This is a genomic window from Jannaschia rubra, from assembly GCF_001403735.1.
GTDB classification, from domain to species: domain Bacteria; phylum Pseudomonadota; class Alphaproteobacteria; order Rhodobacterales; family Rhodobacteraceae; genus Jannaschia; species Jannaschia rubra.
In genome coordinates, this window is sequence record NZ_CXPG01000014.1 from 299,252 (window position 1) to 318,483 (window position 19,232).

Below are 19,232 nucleotides of genomic sequence, written 5' to 3' on the forward strand. Positions count from 1 at the left end.
CCGACACCGTTAGGGTAGGCGCAAATCCGATGGATGTTCGCGAGGGAGCCGATGACCGGACCGTTTGAGCCGATACATGCCGACCCGGCCGCGCCTGTCCGCGCGGGTCTGGTGAACCTGCTGGGCATCGGGGCGCAGAAATGCGCCTCGTCCTGGCTTCACGCCGTCGCGGCCTCGCACCCCGAAATCGGTGTGGCCGATCCGAAGGAGGTCGATTTCTTCAGCTATCGTTTCGACCACGGCTATCGCTGGTACGAGGAGCATTTCCGTCGCTCCGCCGACAGGCCGGTGCGGTTCGAGAATTCGCCGTCCTACTTCCACGACCCCCGCGCGCCCGGCCGCGTCCATGCCTACAACCCCGACATGCGGATCGTGCTGCTGCTGCGCGACCCGGTCAGACGCGCCATGTCGAACCACGTCCACGAGATCATCAAGGGCCACATCCCCACCCTGCCGTTCGAGGATGGGCTGGCCAACAACCCCGCCTATGTCGAACAGGGCCGCTATGGCACCCATCTCGTCCGTTGGCACGACGTCTTCGGTCCCGACCGGATGCTGGTGATGTTCGCCGAAGACGTATCGGCGGACCCTTCGGCGGCAGCCAGGCGGCTGTTCGAATTCGCCGCAGTGGACGCGGATTTCGACAGTCCCATCCTGCGCGAGCGGCGCAACGACAGCGACAGGGCCCGCCTGCCGGCCTTGCGCGCGGGGCTTCGCGCGGGCGGCGACTGGCTGCGCCGGCAGGGGATGGAGCCGCTCCTGGCACGGGTGAAGCGGACCGGGCCCATCGACTTCCTACTGCGCGCCAACCGGGTCGAGATCCGCGACGAGATCCCGCCCATGCGCCCCGAGACGGCGGAGATGCTGGTTCATACCTTCGCGCCCGAGATGGCGGAGCTCAAGCGCATCCTCGGGCGGGAGACCCTGCCGTGGGAGGGGCGATGACCCGCAGGCGGTTGCTCGTCTTCGGGTTCGACGCGGCCGAGGCAGCGCAGCGGCGACGCATCCGGGCCTATCTCGACTGCGGCTTCGACGTTCTGGGCTTCACCATGCGCCGCGCGAACATGACGCATGACGCGGCCCCCTTCTGGGACAACGTTGATCTGGGCCTGACCCGCAACGCGGCCATGGGCCAGCGCCTGAGTGCCCTTGCCCGCGCGCTGCCGATCCTGTGGCGCAACCGGAGGCGGATGCGGGGCGCGGAGACGATCGTGGCACGCAACCTCGACATGCTGGTCCTCGGGGCAGCCGCGCAGGCAATGGTGCGGCCGCGCCCGCGGTTGATCTACGAATGCCTCGACATCCACGGCCTGATGACCGGCTCCGGCCCCGCTTCCCGCGCCGCGCGGGGGCTGGAACGCCGGCTTCTGTCGCGGGTCTCGGCCCTCGTCGTGTCCTCACCCGCGTTCCAGCGGGAGTACTTCGGCCCCGTGCAGGGATGGACCGGCGACACCCGGCTGGTCGAGAACAAGCTCTGGACGGGCCCGGATGGCCCCGCGCGGCCGTCGCCTGACGTCACGCCCCGCACCGGCCCCATCGTGCTCGGCTGGGTCGGAACGCTGCGCTGCCCGCAGAGCCTCGACCTTCTGGCGCAGGTGGCGGCGCGGATGGGCGACCGGGTGCGGATCAGGATGCACGGCATCGTCCACCATCACGCCCTTCCCGACTTCGACGCGACGCTCGCCGCGCATCCCAACCTGTCGTTCCATGGCGCCTATGCCTATCCGGGCGGGTTGGAGGAGATCTATCGCGACTGCGACGTCGTCTGGGCGCAGGATCTCTGGCAGTGGGGGACCAATTCGACCTGGCTTCTTCCCAACCGCATCTATGAGGCCGGGTTCTTCGGCTGCCCATCCATCGCCGTGGCCGGCACCGAGACGGGGCGCCGGGTCGAGGCGGGGCTGGGCTGGACGATCCCCGCGCCCGAGGCAGACGCGCTGGTGGACCTGCTGACACGGCTCGACCGTCCCGCACTCGACGACCGCCGCCGGGCGATCCTGCGGATGCCCGCCTCCCACTTCCGCCAGAGCGCGGAGGAGATCGGCGCCTCAGTGACCTAGGTCAGCGCGGTCTGTTCCCGCACCCAGTCCCAGGTCTCGGCGATGCCGTCCTCCAGCGCCATTTCGGGCTGCCAGCCAAAGGTCCGCCGAGCCTTGCCGCTGTCGAGCACGATACGCGGCACGTCGAAATCGCGTCCCGGTTGGCGTACCGGATCGAGCCTGCGTCCCGTGACGCGGGCCACGATGTCCAGGATCTCGGCGACCGATGTTCCCCGCCCGCTGCCGGCGTTGAAGACGCCGGTCGTCGGCCGCTCCAGCGCCGCCACGCAGAGCGCAGCCATATCGCGAACATGGAGGTAGTCGCGCACCACGCTGCCATCGCCCCAGACCTCGATCGGCGCGTTGCGGGACAGACGCCAGAGAAGGGTCCCGATGATCCCCTGCACGCCGGTGCGCCCCTGCCGCGGGCCGTATGGGTTCGCGGCGCGCAGCACCGCGTAGTCCAGCCCGTGAAGCCGGTGGTCCATGTGAAGGTATTTCTCGATGGCGACCTTGACGATGCCATAGGACGTCACCGGCCGCAGGGGGTGATCCTCGCCCACCGGGTCGGTTTCGGGGACGCCATAGACCGTGCCGCCGGAAGACAGATAGACCATCCGCCGCACGCCCGCCTCGCGCATCACCTGAAGCAGCCGGACGGTCCCGATGAGGTTGCCGGCGATGTCCCCCTCGGGGTCGAGGTTCGACGTCGCGGGAACCGTCGTGCTGGCGAGATGGACCACGGCGTCCATGCCGGACAGGCTGCGAGCTAGCACGTCGGCCTCGGCCATGTCCCCGATGACGTAGTCCACCCCGTCCACCGGCGCACGAAACGCCTCCGGCCGCCGGCTCAGCACCCGCACTTCCCCGCCTGCGGAAACGAGGCTGTCCACCACATGCGACCCGATGAAGCCGCAGCCGCCGATGACGAGGGTTTTCAAGGGGCGACCTCCCGGTCCGAAAGGGTCATGTCAGGCTGAAGAGGTCCGCGAGGAACCTCCGTCTCATCGCCTCGTTGCGCTGGCTAGGCATCTTCGAGAGGTTTCTGTCCTTGTCCGGCGAACCCACACGCAATCCGCGATCCCTCGCCCAGGCCATCAGATCGCCTTGGTCGTAGTCTTCATAGGTAATGACCTTGGCGTTAATGGACGCTTCCCGAAACAGTTCCGACCAGAAAAGGGTCTGGCCCTGTATCGAATGCCACTCGGTCAGAAGCTGTTCGAAATCGTATTCCACCTCCGGGACCGCCGTCGCGTGGCCTTCGAGACGGGAGGCGCCCGGAACGAACCCCGTGTTCCGGCGGACGACATGATAGACCCCGCTGCGGCGCGCTAGAAAATGGCTGATGGCCTGCGCCACCGTGTCCCGGCGGCGGACCCACAGCCAGTCGGCATCACGGAACGCCGATCGAAAGAATGGAAAGGGTCCTTGTGACAGCGGAGCCGTGAAGGCGGAAAGGCGGCAGTCGATCGTTCGCATCTGGTTGGCCATGACCTTGACCGCCAGGATCCCGTTGCGGGAGGCCGTTTCCCGCAGGTTATCGAGTGCCCTTCTCCAGTCCCTGTCTTCCTCCAGCGTCCACGGCAAGAAATGCTCTTCGGGCCGGCCGAGGCCCAATCGCTCCATGTCCTCGCAGACCATCGTCGATCCGCTTCTCTGGGTGGCGCAGACGACGATCGTTCTCATGTCGGCACCTCCGATCCGGCGCTTGCCGCAGTCGCCAGGTCGCGCAGCAGGCCCGAAATGGGGTCGGCCGGGTCGAGGTTGCCGAGCGTGGCCGACAGTATCTGTGCCGCGCGGGCGTTGATCCCGCCATCGGTCGCCGTCGTGTAGGATTCGCCGTCAACGGACGGCGTGACGAAATGGCGATCATGGAATCGCGCCGCATCGGTCAGCTCCATGTCGCCGAAAGTGGACAGGAGCGCGATGTTCTCTCCCCGGTATCGCCGCTCGATGTGCCGGATCGTCTCTTGGTCGAGCATCCGGATGTTCACGGAGCGATACTCGGCCGGCACGGCGTCAACGATGGCACTATAGGTCTGGTTGACGTCCCGGCCTTCCATCAGATGCGGGTTCGACCGGAGGACATGGAGGATCGAATGGTCGAAGCTCGCATTCTCATGCAGCGGTGTCCCGGGCAGGATGTCATCCGCCCCGAACGACGAAAAGAAGTCTGACTCGGGGCGCCCGCCCAGGAGGACCTCGGGGATGAGGGGGGTGACGCGCACCCGGCTTTCGGGAAGGGCGGATTGCCAGGCCTTCGCCTTTGCAAAGAAGTTCGGCTCACCGGAATGGAGACAGTTTTCCACGAAGGTCGTCAGGGGCTTGCCCCTTGGTATCTCGAACTGCTTCCAGGCCGAAACGATCCAGGCCGCTTGCGGGCGAAAGTAGAGCCGCACCTCGACTTCGAAAATGTCGTCGAGCCCCAGAAACAGACGCGGACAGTCCCGTCCGGCCAGGTTCTCGGCACTCAGGATCAGGGTCTCGGGAACCGTCGGGAGGTCGCCGTGCGGCGCATCGGCAACGACCTCCGCAATCTGCGCGCTCAGTAGCGCACCAGTCTTTCGTGCCGCCTCGACATGCCAGATCGGCATACCGACCGCCGTGGCGGGATCGATGTTCATGTTCCGGTCGAAGCAGTATATTCCGCGCTCCGCCAGCGGCTGCCTCTCCTGCGACAGGGCGACCTGGATGGAGGTGCTGGCGCACTTCGGGAACCCGGCGTGAAGGATGATCCTGGGCGTCCTCCGGCTCATCCTGCCGCCCGCCGCCACGTCCGCGCCCCCAGGTCGTCGTAGAGCGCGGCATACCTGTCGACCATCTTCGCCAGCGTGAAATCCTCCTCGAACCTGGCGCGGGCGCGGGCGCCCATCGTGGTTCGCAGGTCGGGGTCGAGAAGGCGCCGGGTGGCGGAGAGCAGGGCCCCGGTGTCGATGCCGCTGTCGGTCAGGGGCACCAGCAGGCCGCCTGCCTCCGGGCCGGTGCCGACGATGGCGGGGATCTCTCCGATGGTGCTGGCGACGACGGGCAGCGACTTCGCCATCATCTCGAGCAGGACAAGGGGCAGGGACTCGCCCACGAAGTAGCTTGGCAGAAGGCCGATGTCGGCCACGGCGAGGTAGTCCTGAAGGTTCGCGACCTGCCCCATCAGATGCACATGGTCGGCTGCGCGGGCCTCGACCTCGGCCGCCATGGCGCCTTCGCCGATCAGCATGAGGTCGACGGCATGGCCTTCGGCATTCATCGCCTCGGTCAGATCGACCGCCTCGGCCCAACCCTTGGACGGAAGCGCGCGCGAGGCGAGGCAGAGCACCACCGCGTCGGGCCGGAGCCCCAGCGTCGCGCGGTCGAGCGGGGGTGCCGCGACATCCTCGGCCATGCCGTTGGGAATTCGCAGCAGGGTCTCGGGTCGGCCGTGACGATCGAAGACGGCCAGGTTCTTGGCAGCAGTATGGACCCAGGCGTTCGCACGCGCCTTCATCCGGTCCAGCCGGGCGGCGAAATCGGGCACCACGGTCGGATGGGCCAGCAGCGTCTCGTGACAGCCGTGCATGGTGATGACCCAGGGCAGCGCGTCGGGAAGGTCGGCGGCGCAGCTTTCGACCATGGCGTCGGACCACCAGATGCTCGACTGGATGACGTCGACGTCGTGGCGGGCGACGATCTCCGGCAGGGTCGCGCCGGGGTCGCCCGCGGTCACGAACATGACGCCCGGATCGATCTTCGACACGACGGCCGGATGCGCGGGCTGGTTGGCCACGTCGAACAGGATCGCGATGCCGCCCCGCCGGACCCATTCGTTGGCGAGCGAGATGGAGAATACCTGCCCCCCGCCTGGCGAAAGGTCGGGCGCCACCACCAGAAGCGTGGGCATCGCCTTGGCCTGCGGACCGGGGTCCGGCAGGGCCTGCGGATCGGTCACGCCGAACCGCTCGACGTCCTGCGCAAGGAAGCGGGCGATGCGGGCCTTTGCGTCCGGCCCGCGGCGATAGTGTTGCCCAAGATAGGCCCGCACCTGCGCCAGTTCCTCGAAATAGCCGGTGGACCCTTCCATCCGGTGCGTCACGGTCCGGTCGTGGCGGCGGTGAAAGTTCATCGCAGCCGCCGAAAAGCCGACCCGTCCGCCCCGCATCGCGCGGACATAGAAGAACCAGTCGCCGCACAGCCGCATCCGGGTGACGCGATCGACGAAATCGGCGTCCGGCACGAAGCGGCGCAACAGCACCGCGCTGGCGTTCGGAATGGTGTTGGCGATGCCCAGCCCCCCGTTCGCCTCCTCATGGTCGGTGGCGACGAAATCGGCGTCCCACCGGCCGGGGGCGATGCGGTCGAGGTAGATGGGGCGGTAGTCGCCGATCACCGATCCGTCGGCCCGCACCGGCACAGACGCACAGGACGCCAGCCGCATGTTGCGGTCGTCGAACATCGGGACGAGCGTCGCCAGAAGGTCGGGGGTGCAATGATCGTCCGCCTCGGCCAGCCAGACCACGTCGGCCTGCGCCATTTCCATCCCGCGCAGCCATTGCGCGAAGGGCGAGCCCGAGTTGCGCTCGCCCAGAACGACGCGAGTGCCCGGCCGGGTCTCGGCGAAGTCCTCCAGCAGCGCGGCCGAGCCATCGGACGAGGCATCGTCCAGCAGGATGACCTCGAAATCCTGGAAGGTCTGGCCCGCGATGCTCCGCAACCGTTCGGGCAGATAGGCTTCGTAGTTGTAGTTCGGGACCACCACGCTCACCTCGGGCGCCAGCCCGGCGACCCGGCGCAGATGGTCGAGCAGCCTGGGCCCGGCCGTGGCGACGGTATGGCCGCGCGCGACCTGGGCCTGCCCCGCGGCACCGGCGGCCCGGCGGGCCTCCGCGTCCGCGGCATAGGCGGCAACCGCGGCCGCCATCGCCTCCGTGTCCATGAAGGGGACGGCCACGCCGCTGCCCGACGTCACGAAACCGGCGATGCCCCCCGCGCCCTCGAAACAGACGATAGGCACCGCAGCCTGCGCGGCATAGAGCGCGACGAGGGGGAACGGGTCCTCTTCGGACGGCAGAAGGAAGACGTCCGCCCCGGCAAGGCGGGCGGGCACGTCGGCCTCGTATCCGGTGAAACGCACGAGGTGTTCGATGCCCCGGTCGCGGACCATCTGCCGGCAGGCCTTCTCGTCGGGACCGCCGCCCAGCCAGACGAAGCGGGCCTCCACCCCCATGTCGCGCAGACGCTCCGCCGTCTCGACGAACTTGTCGGGCGACTTGCGCCAGTGCAGCGTGCCGCATCCCATGACCAGAAACGCGTCTTCCGGCACGTCGAGCGCGAAGCGCGCGGCGCGGCGACGGGCGAGGGCGATGTCGGGATCGAACTCTGACCCATTCTCCACAAAGCTCGCCGCGGCGGTCAGGCGGGTGGGGTCGAAGCCGTGACCGTCGCGCAGCGCCGCCGCCACCTCCGGCCCGCCGGCGATGACGTGGTCCGCGCGGTCGCGGATCAGGTCGATCTGGCCGGGAAACAGCGCCAGAACCCGGTCCAGCTCGTGCAGGAAGGCGACGCTGGGCGTGGGTTTCGTCCAGTAGCGATAGAAGTTTCCGCTGGCGACAGAGTTGACCAGGATCGCGCGCACGTCATCCCCGGCCCAGGCGGCGAGCGCCTCGGCCCGGTCTTCCTCCGCATGATCGGACAGCACGATCAAGGGGGCCACCTTCTCAAAGGCGGAGCGCAGGTTGCCACCGCCCATGGCGACGATGCCCACCGAGAATCGCGTCGACCTTTGAAGCCACTCCGCGAGGATCCTGACGACGCGCGGCGCGCCGCCTACCTCCGTTTCATGCGTCACGAGGAGGATGCGCCCCCGCTGCCCCGCTTCGGTCAGGTCGGGCATCGCGACAGGGGGCGCGGCGGCGGTAAGCATTCGGTAGAGCGGCGCCTGGTCCGCCCCCTCCTCCGGCGTCGGTCCGGACTGCACATCGGGGTGCGGCGCAAGCCCCTCGCGCCACCCGTGATCGAGGTAGTGCGACAGCGGCTCGATATCCCGCGCCACGGTGTCGAGATGGCGATCCTGATACCAGCCTGCATCGAACAGCGGATGGGGCGACCGGCCTTCTTTCCAGCCGGTCTCGACATAGTGCCGCCATGCGTCGCAGCCATCGATGTCGGCATATCGGCGACGGTACCACTCCGCATCGAACAGGGGATGCGGGCTGCGGCCTTCGCGCCAGCCGGTCTGGAGGTAGTAGCCGAACGGCTCCACATCCGCCAACCGAAGATCGGGATGACGGTCGAGATACCACTCGAGATCGAACAGGGGGGCGGGCCGGCAGCCCGATTTCCAACCCTCCCGCAGGTAGTGCAGCCAAGGGTCCGCATCGGCGGCCAGAACCTCCGCGTGCCGCATCAGGTACCAGGCCGGATCGAACAGAGGATGGGGCGACAGCACCGCCCGCCAGCCGCGCGACAGATAGTGGCTCAACGCCTCCTTACCGTCGATGTCCTCACCCGGCAGGCCGGCAGCGACCTGCGCTGCATACCACTCGGCGTCGAACACCGGATGCGGCGCGCGTCGTTCCCGCCAGCCGTCGGACAGGTAGTGCGCCAGCGGATCAAGGCCGCCATCCCGGACGTCCGCGTATCTGTCGAGATACCAGTCACCCCGGAACAGCGCCTTCGCCACGTCGGACATGCCACCCGGCACCGCCAGCGGCGACCGGTCGGGGCCGGTCATTTGGGCCGATCCGGCTGCGACCGGAACCAGGTGGCGAGGCGGCGCAGCGGCGCCGTGACCCGCCAGGACCTGCTTTCGAGGATCGCGCGGTAGCGGGCGTGCAGCGCCGCGTTCCGTCGCCGCTGGTCCTCCTCCGCGCGCGCGGCGCGGCGACGCTGCGCGGCGTTGTCCAGCGTTTCCTGACGTGCCGTGGCCAGGTCGCGCTCCAACTGCTCCGCGCGGGTCTCATGCTCCGCACGGGCCCGGCCCAGCCGGTCCTCCAGTTCACGTCGGCCCGCGGCATCGGCCTGTGCCTTCTGGCGAGCGGCCGACAGGTCGGCTTCCAAAGCCGCGATCCGGGCCTTGTTCGTCGTCTCGCGCTTCGCAACCTCCCGCGTGGCTTCCCCCGCGCGGGTCACGTCGGCTTCGAGCGCGGCAATCCGCGCGTCCATCCCCACACGCGTCCGGGCCAGCGTTTCCGCAAGCTCCCGCCGCATCCGTTCCTCCGTCCGCGCCCGGTCGAGCCGCGCATCGCGCGCCACCTGCCCGACCTCGGCGGCGAGCCTGTCGCGTTCGGCCGTCAGCGCGGCAAGCGAGACTTCCAGATCTGCCACGCGGGCCGCGTTCTCGGCGTTCTGGCGCCCGACGTCCTCGGTCTCGTGCTGGCGCTGGATCAGAGCGCTTTCGATCTGGGCCTTCTCGTGGCGCAGGGTCTCTGCCGCACGGGTTGCGGCCTCGGCCTCCTCGGCGTGCCGCTGCCTCAGGGTGGCGACCGTCTCGCGCAGTCCGGCCGTCTCCTTCTCCGCCGCTGCACCTCTGGCTTCGCCTTCTTCGGCGCGGCGCTCCAGTTCCGCCAGCGTCTCGGCCTGCCGGGCCCCTTCCGCGGTCAGGCGTGCGGCTTCTCCACTGGCCTTGCGCGCGGTGCGGATCAGGCCGCCGAACATCGGCGCGGCGGCGTTGAAATCCGCTCGGATGCCGTCGAGCGTCTCGCGGTCGCCGGGGGCTTCGCCTTCGTCGGCCCAGCGTTCCAGGATCGCATAGGTATCGCGCACCCAGGACGACAGGAACGGATCGCCGATCACGCGATGAGGGTCGGTGCGGTGGTTCCTCAGATCGGTGCTGAGGAACTCGTCGACCTCGGTCGCGACCGTCTCGGACCAGCGCGGAAATGAAACGCCGAGCGCTTCCTGCACGGCGAGCATCGTCGCGCCCCAGTTGCCGAGCAGCCGGTCATAGCTGATGACATGCCGCTTGAGCCCCCGAGACCCATTCTCGGCATCGAGCACGTGACGGAGCCAGAGCAGCAGACCATAGGCGAAGGGCCATCCCTCCCGATGCTCGAGCGAGGCGGCGACCTCCACCGGATTTCGGTGGATCAGCAGGCACGCAGGCTCGATCCCCGCATCGTCCAGCAAGCGCCGCCAGAACGGCATCAGCCGACAGATGCGCGGGTCCTTCATGACGGGGAGGCCGGAGTCGCCGAATTCCTCGTCCAGCACACTCAAGCCTCTTGGCAGAAACTCCTCGGCCCGATGCGAGCCGATCCAGCCGGGGTTGAACGCCTGCCAATCGTCCCAGGACGATCCGGCCGAGGCCAGCACCGCGTCGTTCAACTGGCAGATCGGGATCGATTCGTAGTATCCCTTCCGGTTGTCGGGGTTGGCGGGCATCAGCGTCCGCGGCAGGTCACAGCCGAGAAGGCCCATCACCCCCGAAGTGGCAGAGGTTCCCGACCGGTGCATGCCGAGACAGAGAATGGCGGTGCGCTGGTCGGGGGGGGAATCGGATCGGGGCATGGGGCGGCAATAGTCCTCGGGCGGCAACCAAATGGGGGCAATGCCGCCGATAGGACAACCGGCGCCGACAATCAACGAGCGCGCGCGCCCGTCACGTCAGGATTCGGCGTCGGCCCGGTCCATCAGGTTCGAGATGTGGCGCGAGAACACCCACGTCGCCGGCAGGCCCAGGATCGCGCCTCCGATCACCGACCAGACGGGCGGCATCGCCGGCCAGCCGATCCACGTCCCGATAAGCGAGGCGAAGAACAGGTTGATCCCCATCGCCCCCGCCCCGAACGGATAGAGGATCAGCATGAGCCGGGTCATCCGGGTCATGGCTTGCGCCGCACCATTAGATGCACGGCGACCATCGCCACGAGGAACGACAGGCTCGCCAGGGCGAACCAGAACTCGGCCGTGGCGGATTGCGCCGCCGGGACCGGTCGGTCGAAGGCTTCCGCGAGAACCGCGCCCGGCAGCAGGATGAACAGGGTGGAAAGCAGGCTGCGCATGTCAGACCTCCGTCGTCAGGGTTCGATAGATTTCAGGCAACGCGCGCGTCAGACGCGCGGGGTGAGGCAGAAGGTGGAATCCGCCGCGTCCGAAGATGCGGGCGAACCAGTCCTGTCCGTCTTCGTCGACGATCACACCGTGGACGGTCTGGCCGGCGCGGCGCGCTTCGATCACAGCCATGCGGCTGTCCTCGATGCCGTGGCGGCCCTCGTAGTGGTCGAGATCGTTGGGCTTGCCGTCGGTCAGCACGATGAGGAGCCGCCGTGCGGCGCTTTCCTCGGCCAGGCGCATGCTGGCATGGCGGATCGCCGCGCCCAGCCGGGTATAATGGGCGGGCTTCAGCGCTCCGATGTTGTCGAGCACCGGCTGGCCCAGCGGATCGTCGAACCGCTTGCACGTCGTCAGGAACACCCGGTCGCGCCGCAGGGACGAGAACCCCCAGATGCCCAGCCGGTCGCCCGCCGCATCGATGCCCCCCACCAGCGCGCCCAGCGCATCACGCGCCACGTCGATGACGCAGGTGTCGCCCATCGCAGCCTCGGTCGAGCGGGAGGTGTCGATGAGGAAGGCGACCGAAAGGTCGCGTTCGGTCTGGCGGGCCGACCGCCAGACGCGGTCGCTGCCCTGCCCGGTCGCGGCCAGATCGGCTTGCGCCGCGATCAGCGCATCGAGATCGAGCTCCGTCCCGTCGAGCTGGCGCGGTTGCAGGATGCGGCGGGGATGCAGCGCCTCGAACTGGCGGCGCACCTCTCGCATGCGCCGGGGATCGGGCTGGAAATGCACCCCCCGTTCCGGCGTGGCATCGGCCTCCAGCACCCGGACGTGATCGTCCATGTAGCTGCGGCTCCGGTGGTTCCACTCGGGATAGGTATGCACCCCGGCCAGACGTTCGTGGTCCGCGTCGGCAGGCGACAGGTCCAGATGCAGGCGCAGGCGCGTCGCGGCCCGCTTGTCGTTGCGCGACAGCGAGATGTTGTCCTGATCTTCCGCTGCCTTCTGGGCGTTCTCGTCGTCATCGTCGTCGACGTTTCGATTGATGTTGAGCGACTCGACCCAACTGAGGATCGACTCGAAGCGGTGGATGATGAGGCTGTCCTTGCGGTTCGCCTGATCGAGATGGCGTCGCAGGCCCAGCTTGCGCGTGGTGGTGGCGACCGCATCGGGCGCCGGGGCATCGTCGCCGTCCTCCTCGCCCGCCGCGGAGCCTTGGCCGGGCTGCGAAAGTTGCAGCCAGATGGGCACGGGCGCAAAGGGCAAATGGCCACGCGCATGGGTGTTCTGGAGGGGCTCCGGCGTTTCGCCTGCCAGGGCGGCCCGCAGCGCGCGTTCCGCTGCAGCTTCGGCCGGTGGCAGCATGACGCGCGGCCGGCTCGCCAGCACGCGGGCAACCATCTCGGCATGACGCTCGCGCAGGCCCGGGCAGGCCTCCAGCGCGCGCCGGCTCAGTTCGGCGTTGGCGGTGATCTGGACAGTATCGTCAGCCCTATCGGGCAGTTCGTCCACTTCGCAGCAGGCCGCCATCGCCGTCAGCCACAGGTAGGCCGCACGGTTCAGGGCCGGGTCGTCGAAGCGGTCGAAGACGGGCGGCAACCACAGGCATTCGCCGTCGAAGGCCGCGCGGAACAGCGTCTCGCGCCCGGTGCCCAGACGGCGGCGGACCGACCGGCGATGCAGGGCCGGGCTGGGCACCGCCTCGCGCAGTTCGACGCCGTCGCGGCCGCCGAGCGCGCGAAACAGCACAGCAAGACTGGGCCGGACCGAGGCGAGGGCGATGCCCGCCTCGGGGAAGGACGTATCGGCGCCGAGCCCCTCGACCATGTCGTGCCAGACGCCGCCGACGGCTTCCTCGGGGTCCATCAGGTCGAGAGGTCGGAGCGCCATGGCCTCAGCCCCAGGTCGTCGCGACGAGATCGCGCAGCGCCGTGCGCACGTCCTCGTCATCGGTCAGGGGCTCGATCACCGCGGCCTCGATCGCCCGGTCCAGACCCATGCCGCCAGCCACGAGGGTTGCGGCGTAGATCAGCAAACGGGTCGACACGCCTTCCTCCAGGTCCATGCCCGACAGCGACCGTATGCGGCCGGCAAGCCGGATCATCGGTGCCACCCGCACGGCGTCGAGCCCGCTTTCCGTGGCGACCACCGCGGTCTCCGTCTCGGGGTCGGGGAAGTCGAAGCTGGCCGCGAGGAATCGCTGCCGCGTGGACGGCTTCATCCGCTTCAGCACGTTCTGGTAGCCGGGGTTGTAGCTTGCCACCAACATGAAGCCCGGAGGGGCCTTCAGCTCCTCGCCCGTCCGGTCGATCATCAGGGTGCGGCGGTCGTCGGTCAGCGGGTGCAGCACGACGGCCACGTCCTTGCGGGCCTCCACCACCTCGTCGAGATAGCAGATCGCCCCCTCGCGCACGGCCCGCGTCAGCGGCCCGTCCACCCATTCGGTCGCGCCACCACGCAGAAGATACCGGCCGATCAGGTCGGCGGCGCTCAGGTCGTCGTGGCAGGCAACGGTATAGAGCCTCTGCCCCAGCCGCGCCGCCATGTGTTCGACGAAGCGGGTCTTGCCGCAGCCGGTCGGCCCCTTCAGAAGAAGGGGCAGACCGTTCTTGTGGGCCATCTCGAACAGGGTGCATTCGTCGCCTGTCGGACGGTAGTGCGGGATGTCCTGAACCGGAGCCCGTGCTTGCGTCATCGCGTTCATATCACTCTCCCGGAAGGGGTTGGGACACGGTGGGCGCGGGGTTCGCCGGCCCGGCGGAGATCACCTCCCGCTTGCGGACGACGAAGGTCGCATAGATGAACAGCAGAGCCCCGGCGACCACGAAGATGCCCGACACCCAGCGCATGACGTAGAACAGCGCCAGATCGTCCTGCACGACCATGTAGTACTCGCCCAGCACGCGTTGCATGTGCGTCTGGATCGTGCCCGCGAAGGTCAGCGTGAAGGTCATGAACGCCATCCCGCCAGTCATCAGCCAGAAGCTCGCCATGTTGAGGACCTGGTTGTAGGGCTCGCGGTTGCGAAGGATCGGCATGGCGTAGGTGATGATGGCCAGGTTGATCGCCACGTAGGCACCGTAGAACGCCAGGTGACCGTGGGCCGCGGTGATCTGCGTGCCGTGGCTGTAGTAGTTCACGCCGTGCATGTTGTGCAGGACGCCCCAGACACCCGCGCCGAAGAAGGCGATCGTGGCCGAGCCAAGGGACCACAGGAGAGCGGCCTTGTTGGGGTGGTTCCGCCGGCCCTTCCAGACCATGACGAAGGCGAACGACATCATCAGGAAGAACGGCGTGATTTCCAGCGCGCCGAAGATCGACCCGATCCACTGCCAGTAACCGGGCGTGCCGATCCAGTAGAAGTGGTGGCCGGTTCCCAGGATGCCGGTGAACAGCGCCGTCGCCACGATGACGTAGAGCCATTTCTCGATGACTTCGCGGTCCACGCCCGTCAGCTTGAGCAGGATGAACGCCAGAACCGCGGCCATCACGAGCTCCCACGTGCCCTCGACCCACAGGTGGATGACGAACCACCAGTACATCTTGTCGAGGCTCAGGTTCGACGGGTTGATCAGCGCGAAGATCCACAGAAGAGACAGCAGCCACAGGCCGGTCAGAAGGACGCCCGTGATGGCCGTCTTGCGCCCCGCGAGGACCGTCATCGACACGTTGATGAGGAAGATCACCGCGGCGACGAGGATACCCAGCCGCACCCAGAGCGGCTGTTCGAGAAACTCGCGACCGCCATGGATCTTGAAGCCGTAGCCGATGACCGCGCCCAGCGTGCCGACGACCAGGATCGCGAGCTGGAGATAGGCCAGCTTGGTCGACCAGATCTCGCGCTCGCTTTCCTCGGGGATGAGGAAATAGGTCGCCCCGAAGAAGCCCAGCAGAAGCCAGACGATCAGCGCGTTGGTGTGGAGCATCCGGATGATGTGGAAGGGAAAGACCTCGGACAGGAAGTTCGGCTGGACATAGACCCAGCCTGCCGTCAGGCCGCCGAGGACCTGGATCGCGAACAGGCCCATCGCGCACACGAAGTATGCGTAGGCCACCTTTTGGGATTGGTATTTCATCTCTGTCTCCTCAGCCTGCCTCGTGAGGCGGCCAGTCCTGGCGTCGCGTCTGGTTGGCCCAGCGCAGGAATTCGGCGAGACCGCGCTTGTCTTCCTCGGTCAGCTCGAAATAGGGCATCTGGCGGCGGCCCTCGATGCCCGAAGGCTGCGCCTCGATCCAGCCGTCCATCACTTCGTAGGCGGCCTCGGGGTCGTCCTGGACGCCCCAGCGGGTCATCACGTTGCCCAGCTCCGGCGCGAAATAGGCGCCTTCCCCGTGCAGCGTGTGGCAGTTGATGCAGCTGTTGCGCTCCCAGACCTCCTTGCCGTGGATCACGGACTCGGTCAGGGGCATGCCCGCCGTCGACACGTTCACGATGTAGCGATGGCTTTGCACGGTCAGCACGACAAAAATCACGACGAAGAAAATCGTTCCGCCGTAAAAGATGTTGCGTGCCCGCGACTTGGTAAGGATTTCGGCCATCCGCGGGCCTCCTTTCGGGTTAATGTCGGTCTTGGTTACTCCCCCTCTCGGCCCAGTAGTTTGCGATTCTGCAAAGAACAAGCCGATGGTCGGGGTGATCCTTCGGGTCAGGTAACCGGAGACATCCCATGTCGCTGCCCCGTATCGACGACCCAGACCTGCCGCTCGACGAACTCATGACGGCATGGCCACAGACCGTTCCGGTCTTTTTGTCGCATCGCATGCTGTGCGTGGGCTGCATGATCAATCCATTCCACACCATCGTGGATGCCTGCGCGGAATACGGACTGGATGAGGCGGCTTTCCTGGAAGAATTGCGCGCCGCGGTCAGCGGTTCGCCATAGCTTCCGACAGAAGGACCAGCTGATGCGGCTCGCGCACGGTGATGTGCTTGCGCCGGCTTTCGACGATGCCCCGCTTTTCCCATGCGCTCAACATCCGGCTGACGGTGTGCAGCGTCGTGCCGGTCATCTCGGACAGGTCCTGACGCGTCACGGGAAAGCCCACCTCGATCCCGTCGCCCGTGCGGCGCCCGGTCTGGTTGACGAGCCGCAGCAGCGCGCTGGCGACCCGCTGCTCGACCTGCTGGGTCGCCATGGCGACGGTGTTGTCATTCATCTCGCCCATGCGCCGGCCGATGGTCGCATAGGTCTCGGTCGCGAATCCGTCGAACCGCTCGGCGAAATCCGACCAGAGTTTCGTCGGCCACCAGAGAACGAGCGATTCCGCCGCCGCCACCGAGGTCGCCGGATAGGACGTGCGACCGAGCGCTCTGGCGAAGCCGAACAGCTGTCCGGGCGCGAGGTGCAGCAGGGTGACGTGTTCCCCCTCCGGCGTGACGCGGACGACGCGCAGGAAGCCGTCGAGCAGCAGGAAGAACCGCGTAGCCTCATCGCCCTCATGGAAGATGACGTGGCCCGGCTCGACGCGCAGGGTCGTCGCCTGATCCAGGATCGACCGGATCTGCGGCCGGTCCAGGCGTAGAAAGGGCGGCAGCCCCGTCAGAAGGCTTTCATCAAGCTTCGGCACGTCGTTCCCCCATCGCCCCTTAATTCGCACGGTCAGCCACTGGGCAGCGATCGCACGAAAATTTGTTCTGGCGCAAAGATCACCTCATCGCGGCTTGGTAGGTTCCGGTCAACGACATTTCCACGGAAAGGAAACCGGATGTCCCGCACCTTCAGCACCGCCCTGGCCTTCGCGCTGGCCATGACCGGAACGGCGGCCTTCGCCGAGACGGTCGAGGTCCTGATGCTCAACCGCGGCGAGGAGGGCACCATGGTGTTCGAGCCTTCCTTCCTTCGAGTCGAGCCTGGCGACACCGTCAAGTTCGTCGCAACCGACAGGGGCCACAACGCTGAATCCATCCTCGACATGATCCCGGAGGGGGCCGACGCCTTCAAGGGCAAGATCAACGAGGAGATCGAGGTGACCCTCGATGTGCCTGGCGTCTACGCCATCAAGTGCCAGCCCCACTACGCCATGGGCATGGTGATGACGATCGCCGTGGGCGAGGACGTCGAGGTACCCCCCAGCTACATGGAAGGCCGCATTCCGCCCAAGTCGCAGGAACGTCTGGCCGAACAGTTCGAGAACCTCTGACCCGCTCCGGGTGCGCGGGACCGAAAGATCCGCCGCCCGCAGCAACGCTATCCTGAGGAGGATATGGAATGACCAAGTTCATCAACCCGGGCCTCGCTCCCACCAGCCGCCGCAACGTCCTGCGCGGCTCGCTCCTGGCGGGGGCCGCGGCGATGACCGGCGGCATCGCCCATCAGGCGGCGGCAGCCATGCCGCACCGGATGTCGCCGCCCCGCGGGCGGATGCCCGAAGCCAAGTTCGTGCCGGTCCAGGCCGACGCGCAGGCCAACGCCAAGCCCGTCGACCTTTCGGGCTACACCCGCGTCAAGCAGGAGCTGGTGGCCCCGCCCTTCGCCCCCGAGCATGAGCAGGTGGCGACCGGCGATCCGAAGATCGTCGAGATCACGATGGACACGACCGAAGTCCTGATGGTCGTCGACGAGGATACGGGCGCCAGCGTCTGGGCCCTGACCTACAACGGCTCGGTCCCCGGCCCGCTCATCATCGTGCACGAGGGCGACTACGTCGAGCTGACGCTGCGCAACCCGGCTGACTCCCAGATGGAGCACAACATCGACTTCCACGCCTCGACCGGCGCCCTGGGCGGCGGTGGCCTGACCCACGTCTATCCGGGTGAGGAGACGGTGCTGCGCTGGAAAGCGACCAAGCCCGGCTGCTTCACCTATCACTGCGCCCCCGGTGGCGCGATGATCCCATATCACGTCTGCCACGGCATGAACGGCGCGATCATGGTGCTGCCCCGCGACGGCCTGAAGGACAAGGACGGCAACCAGCTGAAGTACGACAAGATCGCCTACATCGGCGAGCAGGACTACTACCTGCCGCGGGACGAGAACGGCGACTTCAAGCAGTATGCCGTCGCCGGCGAGGACTATGCCGACAGCCTGGACGCGATGGCCACGCTGACGCCCACGCACTGCGTCTTCAACGGCGCCGTGGGTGCCCTGACCGGTCCGGGCGCGCTGCGCTTCAACGTGGGCGAGACGGTGCTGATGATCCACAATCAGTGCAACCTCGACTCCCGGCCGCACCTGATCGGCGGGCATGGTGACTATGTCTGGGAATCGTCCTTCAGCGACGCGCCGATGACCGGCATGGAGACCTGGTTCGTCCGCGGCGGCAGTGCGGTTGCGGCGATGTACACCTTCGAACAGCCAGGGGTCTACGCCTACGTCAACCACAACCTGATCATCGGTGCGATGCTCGGCGCGACGGCCCACTTCGTGGTCGAAGGCGAATGGGACAATGCCCTGATGGAGCAGGTCGTCGCCCCGCGGTCGTTCGAGACCTGAGAACCCCACCGGAGGACAGATCATGAAAACCCCCGCCGCGAAATCCTTCCGCCTTCAGGCCGCCCTGGCCGCGACGGTGCTGGCCGCGGCGGGGACCATCGGGGGGGCCGTGCTGCTGACGCGCGGCCCCGCCGGCGACCTTTCGCTGCTGCCCGACACCGTTCCGGTCGCGGTGACCCTCGCCGAAAGCGACGGACCCCGCCCGCTCTGGGTGCAGCGCGACGAAGTGACCGTGGCCCAGTGGAACGCCTGCTTCGACGCCGGCGGCTGCGGCTTCGGCCTTCCGGTACGATCGGGCAGCGACGCAGCGACGACGCCGGCAACGGGCCTCAGCTATCCCGATACCCAGCAGTACACCGCCTGGATCAGCGACCGGACGGGCCACCCCTTCCGCCTGCCCGATCTGGCCGAATGGGAGGTGCTCGCGGCCTCCGTCCTGCATGACGACCCCGACCCGATCTTCACCGACCCGAACATGTCGTGGGCTTCGTCCTATCTGCTCGACGGTCGGCAGGACCGCGTTCTGCGGCCCAGCGGCGCCTTCTCGACCTCGGCGGATGGCGTGCGCGACCTGGACGGATCGGTCTGGGAATGGACCACCGATTGCTATGCCGGCAGCGCCGGGGAAGTCGATCCCGACCGCTGCCCCGCATTCTGGGTCGGCGGGGAACATCTGTCGGCAATCCCCTTCCTCGAACGCGACCCCGCGCGCGGCGGTTGCGCCGTGGGCGCCCCGCCCGCCCACCTGGGCATGCGGCTGGTCACCGACCGTGAGCCGCCGACGCCGCGCAGCTGA

Annotated in this window: 18 protein-coding genes; 6 read left to right on the forward strand and 12 right to left on the reverse strand. The window is 67.7% G+C overall.

Annotation, left to right across the window (positions count from 1 at the left end):
- Positions 1–51 precede the first annotated feature (51 nt).
- The gene (locus JAN5088_RS07375; protein ID WP_055682159.1) at positions 52–945 is read left to right on the forward strand and encodes a sulfotransferase domain-containing protein; all 894 of its coding nucleotides are present in this window, start codon (positions 52–54) and stop codon (positions 943–945) included.
- A complete protein-coding gene (locus JAN5088_RS07380; RefSeq protein ID WP_055682160.1) occupies positions 942–2,060 on the forward strand; it encodes a glycosyltransferase family protein in 1,119 nt (372 codons plus the stop codon). Before JAN5088_RS07375 ends, JAN5088_RS07380 begins: the two co-directional genes overlap by 4 nt.
- Here the strand turns inward: JAN5088_RS07380 and JAN5088_RS07385 are convergent.
- From JAN5088_RS07385 to JAN5088_RS07435, 11 genes are all read right to left on the reverse strand, one after another.
- The gene (locus tag JAN5088_RS07385; RefSeq protein ID WP_055682161.1) at positions 2,057–2,980 is read right to left on the reverse strand and encodes an NAD-dependent epimerase/dehydratase family protein; all 924 of its coding nucleotides are present in this window, start codon (positions 2,978–2,980) and stop codon (positions 2,057–2,059) included. The two genes, JAN5088_RS07380 and JAN5088_RS07385, sit on opposite strands and share 4 nt — an antisense overlap.
- Before the next feature lie 25 nt (positions 2,981–3,005).
- A complete protein-coding gene (locus JAN5088_RS07390) occupies positions 3,006–3,725 on the reverse strand; it encodes a Stf0 family sulfotransferase (RefSeq protein WP_055682162.1) in 720 nt (239 codons plus the stop codon).
- Entirely contained in the window at positions 3,722–4,795 is a 1,074-nt protein-coding gene (locus JAN5088_RS07395) for a hypothetical protein (protein ID WP_144431852.1), read from the reverse strand. The genes JAN5088_RS07390 and JAN5088_RS07395 overlap by 4 nt, the downstream gene beginning before the upstream one ends.
- A complete protein-coding gene (locus tag JAN5088_RS07400; protein WP_055682164.1) occupies positions 4,792–8,742 on the reverse strand; it encodes a glycosyltransferase in 3,951 nt (1,316 codons plus the stop codon). The genes JAN5088_RS07395 and JAN5088_RS07400 overlap by 4 nt, the downstream gene beginning before the upstream one ends.
- Positions 8,739–10,517 carry a sulfotransferase family protein gene (locus JAN5088_RS07405; RefSeq protein ID WP_143114579.1) on the reverse strand — a complete coding sequence of 593 codons (1,779 nt, stop codon included), beginning with the start codon at positions 10,515–10,517 and terminating at the stop codon, positions 8,739–8,741. Before JAN5088_RS07405 ends, JAN5088_RS07400 begins: the two co-directional genes overlap by 4 nt.
- A gap of 96 nt (positions 10,518–10,613) precedes the next feature.
- Entirely contained in the window at positions 10,614–10,835 is a 222-nt protein-coding gene (locus JAN5088_RS07410; protein WP_055682166.1) for a hypothetical protein, read from the reverse strand.
- Positions 10,832–11,011, reverse strand: a complete 180-nt coding sequence (locus tag JAN5088_RS07415) for a hypothetical protein (RefSeq protein WP_055682167.1) — start codon at positions 11,009–11,011, stop codon at positions 10,832–10,834. The genes JAN5088_RS07410 and JAN5088_RS07415 overlap by 4 nt, the downstream gene beginning before the upstream one ends.
- A 1-nt stretch (position 11,012) precedes the next feature.
- Positions 11,013–12,893, reverse strand: a complete 1,881-nt coding sequence (locus JAN5088_RS07420; protein ID WP_055682168.1) for a nitric oxide reductase activation protein NorD — start codon at positions 12,891–12,893, stop codon at positions 11,013–11,015.
- Positions 12,894–12,897: 4 nt separating this feature from the next.
- Positions 12,898–13,707 carry a CbbQ/NirQ/NorQ/GpvN family protein gene (locus JAN5088_RS07425; protein WP_055682169.1) on the reverse strand — a complete coding sequence of 270 codons (810 nt, stop codon included), beginning with the start codon at positions 13,705–13,707 and terminating at the stop codon, positions 12,898–12,900.
- 1 nt (position 13,708) lies between these two features.
- A complete protein-coding gene (locus tag JAN5088_RS07430; protein ID WP_055682170.1) occupies positions 13,709–15,079 on the reverse strand; it encodes a cbb3-type cytochrome c oxidase subunit I in 1,371 nt (456 codons plus the stop codon).
- Positions 15,080–15,089: 10 nt separating this feature from the next.
- Positions 15,090–15,542 (reverse strand): c-type cytochrome, encoded by a 453-nt coding sequence (locus tag JAN5088_RS07435; protein WP_055682171.1) that lies wholly within the window; start codon positions 15,540–15,542, stop codon positions 15,090–15,092.
- 128 nt (positions 15,543–15,670) lie between these two features.
- Here JAN5088_RS07435 and JAN5088_RS07440 point away from each other — a divergent pair, with 128 nt between their 5' ends.
- Positions 15,671–15,886: a DUF1858 domain-containing protein gene (locus tag JAN5088_RS07440; RefSeq protein WP_055682172.1), complete on the forward strand. Its 216-nt coding sequence runs from the start codon at positions 15,671–15,673 to the stop codon at positions 15,884–15,886.
- Here the strand turns inward: JAN5088_RS07440 and JAN5088_RS07445 are convergent.
- Positions 15,870–16,571 carry a Crp/Fnr family transcriptional regulator gene (locus JAN5088_RS07445; protein WP_055682173.1) on the reverse strand — a complete coding sequence of 234 codons (702 nt, stop codon included), beginning with the start codon at positions 16,569–16,571 and terminating at the stop codon, positions 15,870–15,872. The genes JAN5088_RS07440 and JAN5088_RS07445 overlap by 17 nt on opposite strands.
- Before the next feature lie 138 nt (positions 16,572–16,709).
- On the opposite strand from JAN5088_RS07445, the gene JAN5088_RS07450 reads away from it, so the two are divergent.
- The 3 genes from JAN5088_RS07450 to JAN5088_RS07460 all read left to right on the forward strand — a co-directional run bounded on the left by JAN5088_RS07450 (position 16,710) and on the right by JAN5088_RS07460 (position 19,232).
- Positions 16,710–17,144, forward strand: coding sequence for a pseudoazurin (locus tag JAN5088_RS07450; protein WP_055682174.1), 435 nt, complete (start codon positions 16,710–16,712; stop codon positions 17,142–17,144).
- Positions 17,145–17,212: 68 nt separating this feature from the next.
- Positions 17,213–18,436, forward strand: a complete 1,224-nt coding sequence (gene nirK / locus JAN5088_RS07455) for a copper-containing nitrite reductase (RefSeq protein WP_055682175.1) — start codon at positions 17,213–17,215, stop codon at positions 18,434–18,436.
- A gap of 22 nt (positions 18,437–18,458) precedes the next feature.
- A complete protein-coding gene (locus tag JAN5088_RS07460; RefSeq protein ID WP_055682176.1) occupies positions 18,459–19,232 on the forward strand; it encodes a formylglycine-generating enzyme family protein in 774 nt (257 codons plus the stop codon).

Bases quoted from the DNA above. Each gene is read 5' to 3' on its own strand.
- JAN5088_RS07435 (WP_055682171.1), bottom strand. From the start codon at position 15,542: ATGGCCGAAATCCTTACCAAGTCGCGGGCACGCAACATCTTTTACGGC.
- JAN5088_RS07400 (WP_055682164.1), bottom strand. From the start codon at position 8,742: ATGACCGGCCCCGACCGGTCGCCGCTGGCGGTGCCGGGTGGCATGTCC.
- JAN5088_RS07395 (WP_144431852.1), bottom strand. From the start codon at position 4,795: ATGAGCCGGAGGACGCCCAGGATCATCCTTCACGCCGGGTTCCCGAAG.
- JAN5088_RS07450 (WP_055682174.1), top strand. From the start codon at position 16,710: ATGTCCCGCACCTTCAGCACCGCCCTGGCCTTCGCGCTGGCCATGACC.
- JAN5088_RS07390 (WP_055682162.1), bottom strand. From the start codon at position 3,725: ATGAGAACGATCGTCGTCTGCGCCACCCAGAGAAGCGGATCGACGATG.
- nirK (WP_055682175.1), top strand. From the start codon at position 17,213: ATGACCAAGTTCATCAACCCGGGCCTCGCTCCCACCAGCCGCCGCAAC.
- JAN5088_RS07375 (WP_055682159.1), top strand. From the start codon at position 52: ATGACCGGACCGTTTGAGCCGATACATGCCGACCCGGCCGCGCCTGTC.
- JAN5088_RS07430 (WP_055682170.1), bottom strand. From the start codon at position 15,079: ATGAAATACCAATCCCAAAAGGTGGCCTACGCATACTTCGTGTGCGCG.
- JAN5088_RS07420 (WP_055682168.1), bottom strand. From the start codon at position 12,893: ATGGCGCTCCGACCTCTCGACCTGATGGACCCCGAGGAAGCCGTCGGC.
- JAN5088_RS07415 (WP_055682167.1), bottom strand. From the start codon at position 11,011: ATGCGCAGCCTGCTTTCCACCCTGTTCATCCTGCTGCCGGGCGCGGTT.
- JAN5088_RS07410 (WP_055682166.1), bottom strand. From the start codon at position 10,835: ATGACCCGGATGACCCGGCTCATGCTGATCCTCTATCCGTTCGGGGCG.
- JAN5088_RS07425 (WP_055682169.1), bottom strand. From the start codon at position 13,707: ATGAACGCGATGACGCAAGCACGGGCTCCGGTTCAGGACATCCCGCAC.
- JAN5088_RS07440 (WP_055682172.1), top strand. From the start codon at position 15,671: ATGTCGCTGCCCCGTATCGACGACCCAGACCTGCCGCTCGACGAACTC.
- JAN5088_RS07405 (WP_143114579.1), bottom strand. From the start codon at position 10,517: ATGCCCCGATCCGATTCCCCCCCCGACCAGCGCACCGCCATTCTCTGT.
- JAN5088_RS07460 (WP_055682176.1), top strand. From the start codon at position 18,459: ATGAAAACCCCCGCCGCGAAATCCTTCCGCCTTCAGGCCGCCCTGGCC.
- JAN5088_RS07380 (WP_055682160.1), top strand. From the start codon at position 942: ATGACCCGCAGGCGGTTGCTCGTCTTCGGGTTCGACGCGGCCGAGGCA.